At 66.7% G+C, this 14,581-nt stretch carries 9 protein-coding genes; all 9 read left to right on the top strand.

Annotated elements, in window-relative coordinates; all coding sequences use genetic code 11:
• The first annotated feature begins 330 nt into the window (after positions 1 to 330).
• The 9 genes from ACQ5BL_RS15215 (at position 331) to ACQ5BL_RS15175 (ending at position 14,533) form a co-directional block, all read left to right on the top strand.
• Positions 331 to 2,007, top strand: a complete 1,677-nt coding sequence (locus tag ACQ5BL_RS15215; RefSeq protein ID WP_243804608.1) for a lactate permease LctP family transporter — start codon at positions 331 to 333, stop codon at positions 2,005 to 2,007.
• Between the two features lie 156 nt (positions 2,008 to 2,163).
• Positions 2,164 to 3,309, top strand: coding sequence for an FMN-dependent L-lactate dehydrogenase LldD (gene lldD, locus ACQ5BL_RS15210; protein ID WP_243804606.1), 1,146 nt, complete (start codon positions 2,164 to 2,166; stop codon positions 3,307 to 3,309).
• Positions 3,310 to 3,477: 168 nt separating this feature from the next.
• Positions 3,478 to 6,300 (top strand): FAD-binding and (Fe-S)-binding domain-containing protein, encoded by a 2,823-nt coding sequence (locus ACQ5BL_RS15205; RefSeq protein WP_243804605.1) that lies wholly within the window; start codon positions 3,478 to 3,480, stop codon positions 6,298 to 6,300.
• 157 nt (positions 6,301 to 6,457) lie between these two features.
• Entirely contained in the window at positions 6,458 to 7,135 is a 678-nt protein-coding gene (locus ACQ5BL_RS15200; protein ID WP_243804604.1) for a response regulator, read from the top strand.
• Positions 7,132 to 8,538, top strand: coding sequence for a sensor histidine kinase (locus ACQ5BL_RS15195; protein WP_430293177.1), 1,407 nt, complete (start codon positions 7,132 to 7,134; stop codon positions 8,536 to 8,538). The genes ACQ5BL_RS15200 and ACQ5BL_RS15195 overlap by 4 nt, the downstream gene beginning before the upstream one ends.
• 85 nt (positions 8,539 to 8,623) lie before the next feature.
• Positions 8,624 to 8,875, top strand: a complete 252-nt coding sequence (locus tag ACQ5BL_RS15190) for a hypothetical protein (RefSeq protein WP_243804602.1) — start codon at positions 8,624 to 8,626, stop codon at positions 8,873 to 8,875.
• 194 nt (positions 8,876 to 9,069) lie between these two features.
• Positions 9,070 to 12,354 (top strand): acetyl-CoA carboxylase family protein, encoded by a 3,285-nt coding sequence (locus ACQ5BL_RS15185; RefSeq protein ID WP_243804600.1) that lies wholly within the window; start codon positions 9,070 to 9,072, stop codon positions 12,352 to 12,354.
• Positions 12,355 to 12,756: 402 nt separating this feature from the next.
• On the top strand, positions 12,757 to 13,767 hold the full coding sequence (locus ACQ5BL_RS15180) for a sodium:calcium antiporter (RefSeq protein ID WP_243804599.1): 1,011 nt from the start codon (positions 12,757 to 12,759) through the stop codon (positions 13,765 to 13,767).
• A gap of 88 nt (positions 13,768 to 13,855) precedes the next feature.
• Complete coding sequence (locus ACQ5BL_RS15175) at positions 13,856 to 14,533, top strand: type 1 glutamine amidotransferase domain-containing protein (protein ID WP_430293176.1); 678 nt, start codon at positions 13,856 to 13,858, stop codon at positions 14,531 to 14,533.
• Positions 14,534 to 14,581 lie beyond the last annotated feature (48 nt).

Genomic DNA, 14,581 nt, shown 5'->3' with positions numbered 1-14,581 from the left:
CTTCGTGCTCTCCCACGGAAAAACGCTCTGCGCCGCGACTTGCGTGCCGATCACGGCAGTCTGACCAGCCCGGAAGCCAGCCACAAGACCGCACCACCCACCCGGGCGTCATCGACAAAAGTTGAACTGCAGCAAATTGACACGCCGACTGCAGGGCTTTTACCCTGAGCGCTCGGCTTTGTAAATTGGTATTACCAATTTACCGCAAAGTCGATTACACGACAACTACGCCGCGATCAGTCGACCGCCTGCCAGCGCGCCACAAGCGCAACGGAATCGCCCGACCGGCAACAAGGCCCTCCACCCAAAAACAATTAGGGAGCCAACCAGATGCAAACCTGGCAGCAGATCTATACCCCGCTCGGCAGCCTCGGCCTGTCCGCGCTGGTCGCCGTCATCCCGATCGTGTTCTTCTTCCTCGCCCTCGCCGTGTTCCGCCTCAAGGGCCACGTCGCAGGCAGCATCACCCTCGCCCTTTCGATCATCATCGCCATCGCCGCCTTCGGCATGCCCGCCGACATGGCCATCGCCGCTGCCGGCTATGGCTTCGCCTACGGCCTGTGGCCGATCGCCTGGATCATCGTCGCGGCGGTGTTCCTCTACAAACTCACAGTCAAGAGCGGCCAGTTCGAAGTGATCCGCAGCTCGGTGCTGTCGATCACCGGCGACCAGCGCCTGCAGGTGCTGCTGATCGGTTTCTCCTTCGGCGCCTTCCTCGAAGGTGCGGCGGGCTTCGGCGCGCCGGTGGCGATCACCGCCGCCCTGCTCGTCGGCTTGGGCTTCAACCCATTGTATGCCGCGGGCCTGTGCCTGATCGCCAACACCGCACCAGTGGCCTTCGGCGCCCTGGGCATCCCGATCATCGTGGCGGGCCAGGTCACCGGCATCGACGCCTTCAAGATCGGCGCCATGACCGGTCGCCAACTGCCGTTCCTGTCGATCCTCGTGCCGTTCTGGCTGGTGTTCATGATGGACGGTCTCAAGGGCGTGAAGGAAACCTGGCCGGCCGCGCTGGTCGCTGGCGGCAGCTTCGCCATCACCCAGTACTTCACCTCCAACTTCATCGGCCCGGAACTGCCGGACATCACCTCCGCCCTGGTCAGCCTGATTTCCCTGACCCTGTTCCTGAAGGTCTGGCAACCGGCTAGCGAGCGCGAAGTAGTCGCCACTGCCGGTGGCGCCGCCGTCCTAGGTGGTAATGCCCCGCGCGGCGCGGAGCCGACCCCCTACAGCTTCGGCGAAATCCTCAAGGCCTGGTCGCCCTTCCTGGTACTGACCGTGCTGGTGACCATCTGGACCCTGAAGCCGTTCAAGGCCATGTTCGCGCCGGGCGGAACGCTGTACAGCCTGGTGTTCAACTTCGCCATTCCGCACCTGGACCAACTGGTGGTGAAGACCGCGCCCATCGTCGCCAATCCGACGCCGATTGCCGCCGTGTTCAAGCTGGATCCGGTCTCGGCCACTGGCACCGCGATCTTCCTCTCCGCCGTGGTCTCGATGTTCATCCTGCGCATCAGCGCGAAAACTGGTCTGACCACCTTCAAGGAGACCCTGATCGAGCTGAAATGGCCGATCCTCTCCATCGGCATGGTGCTGGCCTTCGCCTTCGTCACCAACTACTCGGGCATGTCCACGACCCTGGCGCTGGTCCTGGCCGGCACCGGTGCGGCCTTCCCGTTCTTCTCGCCGTTCCTTGGCTGGCTGGGCGTGTTCCTGACCGGTTCGGATACCTCTTCCAACGCCCTGTTCAGCTCGCTGCAGTCCACCACCGCGCACCAGATCGGGGTCAACGACACCCTGCTGGTGGCCGCCAACACCAGCGGCGGCGTGACCGGCAAGATGATCTCGCCGCAATCCATTGCCGTGGCCTGCGCCGCCACCGGCATGGTCGGCAAGGAATCCGACCTGTTCCGCTTCACCCTCAAGCACAGCCTGATGTTCGCCGCCATGGTGGGTCTGATCACCCTGGCCCAGGCCTATATCTTCACCGGCATGCTCGTTCACTGACCGAGCGCTGATCGGCTGCGCGTCGGCGATACTGCGTTGGAAATGGCCTCGGAGATGCTCACCTACAGTCGTAGGCTCCGCTCCCTCGGCCATTTCCGCCTTGTCTCGCTCTAGCTCGCTCGATCCAACACTTTTCTCTCGAAACGGAAGAGCCCAATGATCATCTCTGCCTCTACCGACTACCGCGCCGCGGCCCAACGCAAGCTGCCGCCGTTCCTCTTCCACTACGCCGACGGCGGCGCCTACGCCGAGCGCACCCTGCGCAACAACGTCGACGACCTGGCCAACATTGCCCTGCGCCAGCGCGTGCTGAAGAACATGTCCGAGCTGAGCCTTGAGACGAAGCTGTTCAACGAAACGCTGAGCATGCCCGTGGCCCTGGCTCCGGTCGGCCTGACCGGCATGTACGCCCGGCGTGGCGAGGTGCAGGCAGCTCGCGCGGCGGCGGCAAAAGGCATTCCGTTCACGATGTCCACGGTGTCGGTCTGCCCCATCGAGGAAGTCGCCCCGGCCATCGATCGCCCCATGTGGTTCCAACTCTATGTGCTGAAGGACCGCGGCTTCATGCGCAACGCCCTGGAGCGCGCCAAGGCCGCCGGTGTCACCACCCTGGTGTTCACCGTCGACATGCCAGTGCCCGGTGCCCGCTACCGTGACGCCCACTCCGGCATGAGTGGCCCGAACGCGCCGCTGCGCCGCGTCTGGCAAGCCATGACCCACCCGGCATGGGCGCTGGACGTCGGCCTGCTGGGCAAACCCCATGACCTGGGCAACATCTCCAAGTACCGTGGAAACCCCACGGGTCTTGCCGACTACATCGGCTGGCTGGGCGCCAACTTCGACCCGTCGATTTCCTGGAAGGACCTGGAGTGGATCCGTGATTTCTGGGACGGTCCGATGGTGATCAAGGGCATCCTCGATCCCGAGGACGCGAAAGACGCGGTGAAGTTCGGTGCCGACGGCATCGTCGTGTCCAACCACGGCGGCCGCCAGCTCGACGGCGTGCTCTCCAGCGCCCGAGCCCTGCCGGCGATCGCCGACGCGGTGAAAGGCGACCTGAAGATCCTCGCCGACTCCGGCATCCGCAACGGCCTGGACGTGGTGCGCATGGTCGCCCTGGGCGCGGACACCGTGCTCATCGGCCGCGCCTTCCTCTACGCCCTGGCGACCCACGGCGAAGCCGGCGTGAAGAACCTGCTGGACCTGTTCGAGAAGGAAATGCGTGTGGCCATGGTGCTGACTGGTGCCAAGTCCATCAGCGAGATCACCCGTGACTCGCTGGTGCGCGAGCTGGGCGCCTGAGCCCGGCTCTTCGTAGGAGCGAGCTTGCTCGCGAACCCGCCCCGCTTCGTGCCAGCCCGGTTCGCGAGCAAGCTCGCTCCTACAAAAAAGCGCCCTGGTGCGCTCTACATAAAGACCACCGATGGGCCGCCCAGCGGCCCACGCTCACCGATGATGACTGGAGCCGCCATGAGCCTGCCCGCCGCGTTCCTCGACACGGTAGAACACCTGATTCCCCGCGAGCGCCGCTTCGACGATCCGCTCTCGACCCTGGCCTTCGGCACCGACGCCAGCTTCTACCGGCTGATCCCCAAACTGGTGATCCGCGTCGAGAGCGAAGACGAAGTCGCCACCCTGCTCAAGGCCGCCCACGCCCAGCAGGTGGCGGTGACCTTCCGCGCCGCCGGCACCAGCCTCTCCGGCCAGGCCGTGAGCGATTCGGTACTGCTGGTGCTGGGCGACAACTGGAACGGCCGCGACATCCGCGATGGCGGCACCCAGATCCGCCTGCAGCCCGGCGTCATCGGCGCCCAGGCCAACGCCTGGCTGGCGCCCTTCGGCCGCAAGATCGGCCCGGACCCGGCCTCGATCAACGCCTGCAAGATCGGCGGCATCGTCGCCAACAACGCCAGCGGCATGTGCTGCGGTACCGCGCAGAACAGCTACCACACCCTGGCCGGCATGCGCCTGCTGCTGGCCGACGGCACCCTGCTGGACAGCGAGTTGCCCGAAAGCGTCGCGGCCTTCCGCGCAAGCCACGGCGCCCTGCTCGAGCAGCTCGCCGAACTGGGCCGGCAGACCCGCGCCAACGCCGAGCTGGCCGCGAAGATCCGCCACAAATACCGGCTGAAGAACACCACCGGCCTGTCGCTGAACGCGCTGGTCGACTACGACGAGCCGCTGGATATCCTCACCCACCTGATGGTCGGCTCCGAAGGCACCCTGGGCTTCATCAGCGCGGTGACCTACGACACCGTGCCCGATCATCCGCACAAGGCCAGCGCACTGACCGTCTTCCCCGACGTGGAGACCTGCTGCAAGGCCGTGACCGTGCTCAAGCAGCAGCCGGTATCCGCCGTGGAGCTGCTGGACCGCCGCAGCCTGCGCTCGGTGGAGAACATGCAGGGCATGCCCGAGTGGGTGAAAAGCCTCTCCGCCAATGCTTGTGCACTGCTCATCGAATCCCGCGCGGCAACCCAATCGCTGCTGCACGAACAACTGGCGCAGATCAGCGCCTCCATCATCGGTTTCCCGGTGGAGAAGCAGGTCGACTTCAGCGAAGACCCAGTGGTCTACAACCAGCTCTGGCGCATTCGCAAGGACACCTTCCCGGCCGTCGGGGCGGTGCGTGAAACCGGCACCACGGTGATCATCGAGGACGTCACCTTCCCCGTCGAACAACTGGCCGAGGGCGTCAACCGCCTGATCGAGCTGTTCGACAAGCACGGCTACGACGAGGCCATCCTGTTCGGCCATGCGCTGGAAGGGAACCTGCACTTCGTCTTCACCCAGGGTTTCGAATCGCCCGAGCAAGTGGCGCGCTACTCGGCCTTCATGGACGACGTCGCGCAACTGGTCGCCGTGGAATACGGCGGCTCGCTCAAGGCCGAGCATGGCACCGGGCGCAACATGGCGCCCTTCGTCGAACTCGAGTGGGGCCACGACGCCTATCAGCTGATGTGGCAGCTCAAGCGCCTGCTCGACCCCACCGGCATCCTCAACCCCGGCGTGGTGCTGACCGACGACCCGCAACTGCACCTGAAGAACCTCAAGCCGCTGCCGGCCGCCGACGAGATCGTCGACAAGTGCATCGAGTGCGGCTTCTGCGAGCCGGTCTGCCCGTCCAAGGGGCTGACGCTGAGCCCGCGTCAGCGCATCGTCATGTGGCGCGACATCCAGGCCAAGCGCCGTGCCGGTATCGATACCACCGAGCTTGAGCGCGACTACCAGTACCAGGGCATCGACACCTGCGCCGCCACCGGCCTGTGCGCCCAGCGTTGCCCGGTGAACATCAACACCGGCGAACTGATCAAGAAACTGCGCGGTGAAGAGGCGCACCACGCCGGCACCGCCACCTGGCTGGCGCGCCACTTCGCCACCGCCATGAAGGGCGCGAAGTTCATGCTGCATGCCGCCAATGGCGCACGGATGCTGCTCGGTGCGCCGCGCCTCGCCCGCCTCAGCGCCAGCATCAGCCACGCCAGCAAGGGCCGCGTTCCGCAGTGGACGCCTGCCATGCCGCAACCCGTGCGCCTCGCAGCCACGTCGCAGCCTGTGGATAACGGCAAACCGCGCGTCGTCTACCTGACAGCCTGCGTGTCCCGCGCCATGGGCCCGGCGGCGGCGGACGAAGAGCAGACGCCGCTGATCGACAAGACCCGCCAGCTGCTGGAAAAAGCCGGCTATCAGGTGGTCTTCCCGGACAACGCCGACAACCTCTGCTGCGGCCAGCCGTTCGCTTCCAAGGGCTACCAGTCGCAGGCCGACGCCAAGCGCGACGAGCTGCTCGCCGAGCTGCTGCGCGCCAGCCGCGGCGGCCTCGACCCGATCTACTGCGACACCAGCCCCTGCACCCTGCGCCTGGTGCAGGACCTGGCGGACGACCGGCTGAAGATCTACGACCCGGTGAAGTTCATCCGCACCCATCTGGTCGAGCGCCTGGACTTCCAGCCGCAGGACAAGCCGGTGGCCGTGCACGTCACCTGCAGTACCCAGCATCTGGGCGAAAGCCAGGCGCTGATCGACCTGGTCAAGCGCTGCACCCGCGAGGTGGTGATTCCCGAGGGCATCCACTGCTGCGGCTTCGCCGGCGACAAGGGCTTCACCACCCCCGAGCTGAACGCGCACTCGCTGCGCACACTCAAGGACGCGGTAAAGCACTGCGAGGAAGGCGTCTCCACCAGCCGCACCTGCGAGATCGGTCTGTCCGCCCACAGCGGCATCGACTATCGCGGCGTGGTCTACCTGGTGGATCGCGTCACCCGCGCGCGCCCCGTGCAAGGCTCTTCATAGGTCCCGGCCCGCGTAGGAGCGGACTCCGTCCGCGATTTGCCGCAGGCGGCGCCAATTCGCCACTGTTCTTAACACCTCGTTAAGCGAGCGCTGGCACCCTCTGCCCGAACCGGATGGCGCCAGCTATCCTGCTGCACAGGCCGGTGAGGGGACCACGATGAGAATTCTATTGGCAGAAGACGACCAGTTGCTGGGCGACGGCATTCGCGCCGGGCTCGGCCTGGAAGGCGATACCGTGGACTGGGTCCAGGACGGCCAGGCTGCCGACCAGGCGCTGCAGACCGACGAGTTCGACCTGCTGGTGCTCGACCTCGGCCTGCCACGCAAGGACGGCCTGGAAGTGCTGCGCGCCCTGCGCCGGCGTGGCGACCTGACGCCGGTGCTGATCCTCACCGCCCGCGACAAGGTGACCGACCGCGTGGCGGGGCTCGACGCCGGCGCCGACGACTACCTGACCAAACCGTTCGACCTCGACGAGCTGCTCGCCCGCGTCCGCGCCCTCACCCGCCGCCGCACCGGCCGTGCCGCGCCACTGCTGCAGCACGGCGACCTGATGCTGGACCCGGCGACCCATCAGGTCAGCCTCGCCGGCGCGCCAGTGGACCTGGCCCCGCGCGAGTACGCACTGTTGCGTCTGCTGCTGGAGCAACGCGGCAAGGTGCTGTCGCGCACCCGACTGGTGGAGGCCCTGTACGGCTGGGACGGCGACCTGGAGAGCAACGCCATCGAGGTCCATGTCCACCACCTGCGGCGCAAGCTTGGCAATGGCCTGATCCGTACCGTGCGTGGCATCGGCTACGGGATCGACCGCCCCGGCACTGCGTCCTCGTCGTGAGTCCCGTCCCCCGCCGCGTCGGCTCGCTCAGTCGTCGACTGCTGCTGCTGCTGATCGGCGGCATCTCCTTGTGCTGGCTGGTCGCCGGCCTGTTCACCTATCACCTGACCCGCGAGCAGGTGAACCGCCTCTACGACCAGGACATGATCGACTTCGGCCAGGCCGCGGCCAGCCTGGTGGACGTCGCCGACGCCATCGATCCGCAGTCCACCGACGCCCTGGAAATTCTCGCCCGCAGCCGCAAGGCCATCGAGGGACTGCCGCTGATCCGCCGTGAAGCGACCCTCGGCTACGCCATCTGGTATCGCGGCCAACCCCTGCTTGCCACCCCTGGCCCGCCGCACGGCATCGAAGCTCAGCCGCTGGGCTTCTCCGACCTGCAACGCGACAACGTGAACTGGCGCGTCCTGCAGATCGTCTCGCCAGGCGCCGACGAAGTGCGCATCTGGGTCTTCGAAGACCTGCACTTCCGCTCCAAGACCCTGCGTCTGCTGCTGTTCAGCGCGCTGTTCCCCCTGCTGCTGGCCCTGCCGCTGTTCCTCGTGCTGGTGTGGTTTGGCGTGCGCCAGGGCCTGGCGCCGTTGCGCAGCCTGATCGCCCAGCTCCACCTGCGTACTGCCCACAGCCTGCACCCGCTGTCGCTGAGCCGGGCGCCGGTGGAGGTGCACAGCCTGGTCAACGAGTTGAACCTGCTGCTGGAGCGCCTGCAGTCGGCCCTGGAGGCTGAGCGCCGGCTGACCAGCGATGCCGCCCACGAAATCCGCACACCGTTGGCCAGCCTGCGCACCCACGCCCAGGTCGCACTGCGCTCCTCCGACCCGGCGGCCCATGCCCACGGCTTGCAGCAGGTCAGCCGCAGCGTCGAACGCATCAGTGCGCTGATGGAGCAGATCCTGCTGCTGGCCCGGCTCGACGGCGAAGAACTGCACGAGACCTTCCGCCGCGTCGACCTCGGCCTGCTCGCCGAGGAAACCATCGCGGAACTCGCCCCCCAGGCCATCGACAGGCACATCGAGCTCACCCTCGACACCCACCCGGACAGCACATTGATGGGGGTGTCGGTCTGGCTCGGGCTGATCCTCACCAACCTGGTCGGCAACGCCCTGCGCTACACCCCCGAAGGCGGCCGCGTGGCGGTGAGCCTGGAGCGCACGGCCGACCAGTTGGTGCTCTGGGTACGCGACAACGGCCCGGGCGTGGCACAGGCCGAGCAGGCGGCCATCTTCACCCGTTTCTATCGCAGCCCCAACGTGGCCAGCAGCACCGGCAGCGGGCTGGGCCTGCCCATCGTCAAGCGCATCGTGGAGATCCACCACGGCCGCATCAGTCTGCACCCGGGGCTGGACGGCACTGGCCTGGGCGTATGCGTCGAACTTCCGGCAACCACCGGCGAAAAAGAGTGAACCTGAGGACAACTCCGGCAGTCCACCCTTTACGGTCCGCGTGAACGGTCCGCCACGACTCGGTCAATTTGCCAGGAGTACAGCCATGAAACGTACCGCCTTGCTCATTACCGCCGCTTTGCTGGCGTCGCCGGCGTTCGCCGCCGACCTGTGCAGCGACAACCTTCAGAAAATCGATGCTGCCGTGCAGTCCAATGCCGGTAGCGCCCAGACCCAGGACCAGGCCATGCGACTGCAGGAGAAAGCCATCCAGTCACAGCAGTCGGGTAATACCAAGGCCTGCATCGCCCAGACTGAAAAAGCCCTGAAGTTGCTCAAGCAGAGCAGCAAGTCCTGATGCCCTTCGACGGCCGGCCGCCTGGACCGGCCGGCCGCCATCGCTCTCGAATGCCAACCGCACCGATGGGCTTACCGCGCCGATAAGCACCACGAAGCTCTCGCCATTCGCGAGCCAGCAGTTCGTTCCCCCGACCAGCCGCCTACTTAAGATGTAGCGATTGCCGACCGACAAGAATCACAAGCGGAATCGCCATGTCCCTGACGCACCTGCTCATCGCCAACCGTGGCGAAATCGCCATTCGCATCGCCCGCGCCGCCGCGGAACTGGGCATCCGCACCCTTGCCATCTACGCCGAGGACGATGCCGACTCCCTGCATACCCGCCAGGCCGACCAGGCAAAGCCCCTGCGCGGACGCGGCGCCAGCGCCTACCTCGACCAGCAGCAGATCATCGACATCGCCCTGGCCGAGGGCTGCGATGCCGTGCATCCCGGCTACGGCTTCCTCTCCGAAAATGCCGACTTCGCCCGTCGTTGCGAGGCTGCCGGGCTGACCTTCGTCGGCCCCTCGGCCCAGGTGCTGGAGTGTTTCGGCGACAAAGCCCGCGCTCGCGACTTGGCCAGCACGCATGGCGTGGCGCTGGCCGCCGGCAGCAACCGCGCCACTTCGCTGGAAGACGCCGAGCGCTTCTTCCGCGAGTTGCCCAGCGGCGCCGGAATGATGATCAAGGCCCTGGCCGGTGGCGGCGGACGCGGAATGCGTGCGGTGCGCAGCAGGGACGAGATCGCCGAGGCCTATGCCCGCTGCCAGGCAGAGGCCCGCGCCGCCTTCGGCGATGACCGCCTCTATGTCGAGCGCCTGATCCCGCGTGCCCGGCACATCGAAGTGCAGATGATCGGTGACGGCCACACCGTCAGCCACCTGTGGGAGCGCGACTGCACGTTGCAGCGGCGCAACCAGAAGCTGCTGGAAATCGCCCCCAGCCCCAACCTGCACCCGCGCCTGCGCGGCGCCATCCTCGCCGCCGCGCTGCGCCTCGCCGAGGCGGTGAACTACCGTGGCCTGGGTACTTTCGAGTTTCTCCTCGACGAGGACAGCGGCGACTTCGTGTTCATGGAAGCCAACCCGCGCCTGCAGGTGGAGCACACCATCACCGAAGCGGTGACCGGCATCGACCTGGTGCAGGCGCAGCTGCGCATCGCCGCCGGCGCCAGCCTCGCCGAACTGAACCTGACCCAGGCGGAAATTCCCCCGCCGCGTGGCCATGCCCTGCAACTGCGGATCAACCTGGAGAGCCTCGCCAGCGACGGCACGCCGCAACTCGCCTGCGGACGGATCAGCGCCTACGAACCGCCCAGCGGGCCCGGCCTGCGGGTGGACGGCTACGGCTATGCCGGCTACCGCAACAGTGCCGGCTACGACTCGCTGCTGGCCAAGCTGATCGTCCACGGCAACGGTGGATATCCACAGCTGGTGCAGCGCGCCTATCGCGCACTCTGCGAGTTCCGCCTGGAAGGTGTGGCCAGCAATATCCCGCTGCTGCTCAACCTGCTGCGCCAGCCAGAAGTGGCCGAAAACCATGTGACCACCCGCTACATCGAGGAGCACCTGCCCGCCCTGCTCGGCGCGCAGGAACATGCCCATCCACACCGTTTCTTCAGCAATGCGGGGCAGGTTCCGGTCGAGCAGCGCACCAGCTCAGCGCCGGTCGGTTGCATTCCGTTGGTCACACCCAGCGCAGGTGTACTCGTCAGTCTGAACACAGCGCCCGGCGATGCCATCGCGCAGGGCCAGACCATCGCTGTGGTCGAGGCGATGAAGATGGAATTCGAGGTGAAAGCCAGCGCCAGCGGCATCGTCCATAGCCTCGCCGCCACCCCCGGCGACAGCCTCGGCGCAGGCAATGCACTGCTGTTCATCGAACCGGCGGACATCCAGGCACAGGACAGCCAGGACACCGCCGTCATCGACCTGGACGCCATCCGCGCCGACCTCGCCGAAGTCCTCGAACGCCACGCCATCGGCCTCGACGAACGCCGCCCGGACGCTGTCGCCAAGCGCCACAGGATCGGCAAGCGCACCACCCGCGAGAACCTTGCCGACCTGCTCGATGACGGCAGCTTCATCGAGTACGGCGCGCTGGCCATCGCCGCCCAGCGCCGTCGCCGCAGTATCGAGGAACTGATCGCCAGCAGCCCCGCCGACGGCCTGGTCAGCGGCCTGGGCAGCATCAACGCCGCGCAGTTCGGCGACGAGAAAGCCCGCTGCCTGGTGCTGGCCTATGACTACACGGTGTTCGCCGGCACCCAGGGCGTGATGAACCACAAGAAGACCGACCGCATGCTGCATCTGGCCGAACAGTGGCGCATCCCGCTGGTGCTCTACGCCGAAGGCGGCGGCGGGCGGCCGGGCGACACCGATTTCGTCGGCGTGGCCGGGCTGGACAACATGAGCTTCGTCGGCCTGGCCCGGCTCTCAGGGCTGGTGCCGCTGGTGGGAGTGGTCTCCGGCCGCTGCTTCGCCGGCAACGCCGCGCTGCTGGGGTGCTGCGACGTGATCATCGCCACCCGCGATACCAGCCTGGGGATGGCGGGCCCTGCAATGATCGAAGGCGGCGGCCTGGGCACATTCGCTCCCGAAGAAGTCGGCCCCAGCGACGTGCAAAGTGCCAATGGGGTGATCGACGTGCTGGTGGAGGACGAAGCCGAAGCCACCCGCATCGCCCGCCAGTACCTCGCCTACTTCCAGGGCGACACCGCCGACTGGCAGTGCGCCGACCAGCGCCTGCTGCGCCACGCGGTGCCGGAGAATCGCCTGCGGGTCTATGACATTCGCCAGGTCATCGAGCAGTTGGCCGACAGCGGCTCGGTGCTGGAACTGCGCCGTCACTTCGCCGCCGGGATGATCACCGCGCTGGTACGTATCGAAGGCAAGCCCTTCGGGCTGCTCGCCAACAATCCGATGCACCTGGGCGGCGCCATCGACGCCCAGGCCGGCGACAAGGCCGCGCGCTTCATGCAGCTGTGCGACGCCTTCGACCTGCCGATCATCTCGCTGTGCGACACCCCTGGCTTCATGGTCGGCCCGGAGGCGGAAAAAACCGGCACCGTCCGCCACGTCTCGCGCATGTTCGTCACCGCTGCCAGCCTGACCGTACCCTTCTTCACCGTGGTCCTGCGCAAGGGCTACGGCCTGGGCGCCCAGGCCATGGCCGCCGGCAGCTTCCACGCCGCGCTGTTCACCGTGGCCTGGCCCAGCGGCGAGTTCGGCGCCATGGGGCTGGAGGGGGCGATCCGCCTCGGCTACGCCAAGGAACTGGCCGCCGTGCCGGATGCGCAGGAACGCCAGGCACTGTTCGACAAGCTGGTCGCCGCCGCCTACCGCAACGGCAAGGGCCTGAACATGGCGAGCTATCTGGAGATCGACGACGTGATCGACCCGGCCGACACCCGCCGCTGGCTGCTGCGCGGCCAGGCGTCGACGCCGAAGCCTGCACCGCGCCAGGGCAAAAAGCGTCCACTGATCGACACCTGGTGACCGGGCGGATTGAGCTACGCTGGCGATCGGCTAGAATGCGCGGCGTCATTGGGGAGTAGCCGACCGTTCGCACGAGCGGGGGCGACGTCAACACACTTGGCCCAGATCCGTTGACGATCTCGCGAGCTAGAGCAGAACTAGGCGAGAGCTGCTGAGAAAGCGGAGTTTACGAGAGTAAATGAGCATTTCTCAGCGGGTCTCAACGACATTCTGCCGATGCGCAGCAGATCGTAGACAGATTTCAAGCCATGGCGTCGCCAGCAATACATCGCCTGGCAAGACCTTTGACCACGCAGCCTCCGAAGGGCCGGGGAGCGCGTGGTCATGGGTATCGAACCGGCCAGGAGTTTTCACCGTGATGCACCCGCCCATCCCTCGCTCCATCCACCTGGGGCCCCACACATGCTGACCTTCATCCTCGAATTGCTCGGCATGCTGCTGGTGATTCTGGTTGCCGCCGAAGTCTTCACCAACGCGCTGGAGCATTTGGGCGAACGCCTGGGCATCTCCGAAGGCGTCACCGGCTCGCTGTTCGCCGCCATCGGTACGGCCCTGCCGGAAACCCTGATTCCCCTGCTGGCACTGTTCGCCGGCACCAGTAACGCCAACCTCAACCAGGAAGTCGGCGTGGGCGCCATCCTCGGTGCGCCGTTGATGCTGTCGACCCTGTCCACCTGCCTGATGGCCTGCTTCGCCCTGCGCGCACGCGGCCTGACCGGGCGTGTACGCCCTGAGCGTACGGGCCTCAAGCGCGACCTGAATTTCTTCCTGATCGCCTTCAGCCTCGCCACCGTCGCCATGTTCGTGCCGGTGGAATACCTGACGGTACGCCTCGGCCTGAGCCTGCTGCTGGTGTTCACCTACGTCGCCTACATCACCCTCACGCTGCGCGCTTCGCAGGAGCTGGTGGAGAACGGCCACGGCACCGAGGCCGACCACCACATGTACCTGTCGCGCATCGGCCTGCCAACCAACCTGGCAACCATCCTGTTGCAGCTGCTGCTGGGCCTGGGTTTGCTGGTGCTGGGCGCCAAGGGCTTCATCCACGGCGTCGAAGGGCTCTCGCATCTGCTGGGCGTTTCCGCGCTGCTGCTGTCGCTGCTGATCATCCCGATCGCCACGGAGCTGCCGGAAAAGATCAACAGCATCCTCTGGGTCCGCCGCGGCAAGGACACCCTGGCGTTCGGCAACATCAGCGGCGCCATGGTGTTCCAGGGCACCCTGCTGCCCGCCATCGGCATCCTGCTCACCCCCTGGCAACCACGCACCGAAGTCCTCACCGGCGTGCTGGTCACCCTCGGCGCCGCCCTCTGGCTGCGCCTCAATGCCCAGCGCGATGGGCTTCCGATCTGGGTGCTGCTGCTCAACGGCGTGCTGTACGCCGCCTATCTGGGCATCACCCTGTCACGCTGACGAGCGCGGCGCACCGCCTACACTGACCAGTCAGGGCTGCCGTTGCTGCGGCAGCCCCTTGTCACAGCGATACGCCGAAGGAGTGAGCATGAAAATCCTGGTAGTCCTGACCTCCCACGACCAGCTCGGCAGCACCGGCAAGAAAACCGGCTTCTGGCTCGAGGAGTTCGCCGCGCCCTACTACGTGTTCAAGGATGCCGGCGCCACCCTGACCCTGGCCTCGCCCAAGGGCGGCCAGCCACCGCTCGACCCCAAAAGCGACGAGGAAGACGCCCAGACCCCGGCCACCCGCCGCTTCCGCCAGGACAGCGAAGCGCAGGCCGCACTGGCCAACACCGTGAAACTGAGCGAGGTGCACGCCGACGACTACGACGCCCTCTTCTACCCCGGCGGCCACGGCCCGCTGTGGGACCTGGCCGAGGACCGCACCTCGGTGGCACTGATCGAGTCCTTCCACTCCAGCGGCAAGCCCGTCTCCGCCGTCTGTCACGCCCCCGCCGTGTTCCGCCATCCGCGCGGGCTGGATGGCCGCCCGCTGGTGCAGGGCCGGCATGTCACCGGCTTCACCAACAGCGAAGAGGAAGCCGTGGGGCTCACCGACGTAGTGCCCTTCCTGGTCCAGGACATGCTCAAGGCCAACGGCGCCCGCTTCAGCAAAGGCCCGGATTGGCAGAGCCACGTGGAAGTCGACCGCGGCCTGATCACCGGCCAGAACCCCGCCTCCTCCGAGGCAGTGGCCGAGGCCGTGCTGAAATTCCTCACCTGACAACGACTTGCGCCGCCCCGGTTGGACCTTGGGGCGGCTTTCCCGTAG

The organism is Pseudomonas sp. B1-22 (assembly GCF_050474425.1).
GTDB lineage: Bacteria > Pseudomonadota > Gammaproteobacteria > Pseudomonadales > Pseudomonadaceae > Pseudomonas.
The sequence above is the reverse complement of the archived record's forward strand: the minus strand, read 5'-3'. Positions and strand labels throughout refer to the sequence as shown.

Excerpts from the sequence above, each read along its gene's own strand:
- lldD (WP_243804606.1), top strand. The coding sequence starts at position 2,164 with ATGATCATCTCTGCCTCTACCGACTACCGCGCCGCGGCCCAACGCAAG.
- ACQ5BL_RS15205 (WP_243804605.1), top strand. The coding sequence starts at position 3,478 with ATGAGCCTGCCCGCCGCGTTCCTCGACACGGTAGAACACCTGATTCCC.
- ACQ5BL_RS15190 (WP_243804602.1), top strand. The coding sequence starts at position 8,624 with ATGAAACGTACCGCCTTGCTCATTACCGCCGCTTTGCTGGCGTCGCCG.
- ACQ5BL_RS15200 (WP_243804604.1), top strand. The coding sequence starts at position 6,458 with ATGAGAATTCTATTGGCAGAAGACGACCAGTTGCTGGGCGACGGCATT.
- ACQ5BL_RS15180 (WP_243804599.1), top strand. The coding sequence starts at position 12,757 with ATGCTGACCTTCATCCTCGAATTGCTCGGCATGCTGCTGGTGATTCTG.
- ACQ5BL_RS15175 (WP_430293176.1), top strand. The coding sequence starts at position 13,856 with ATGAAAATCCTGGTAGTCCTGACCTCCCACGACCAGCTCGGCAGCACC.
- ACQ5BL_RS15215 (WP_243804608.1), top strand. The coding sequence starts at position 331 with ATGCAAACCTGGCAGCAGATCTATACCCCGCTCGGCAGCCTCGGCCTG.
- ACQ5BL_RS15185 (WP_243804600.1), top strand. The coding sequence starts at position 9,070 with ATGTCCCTGACGCACCTGCTCATCGCCAACCGTGGCGAAATCGCCATT.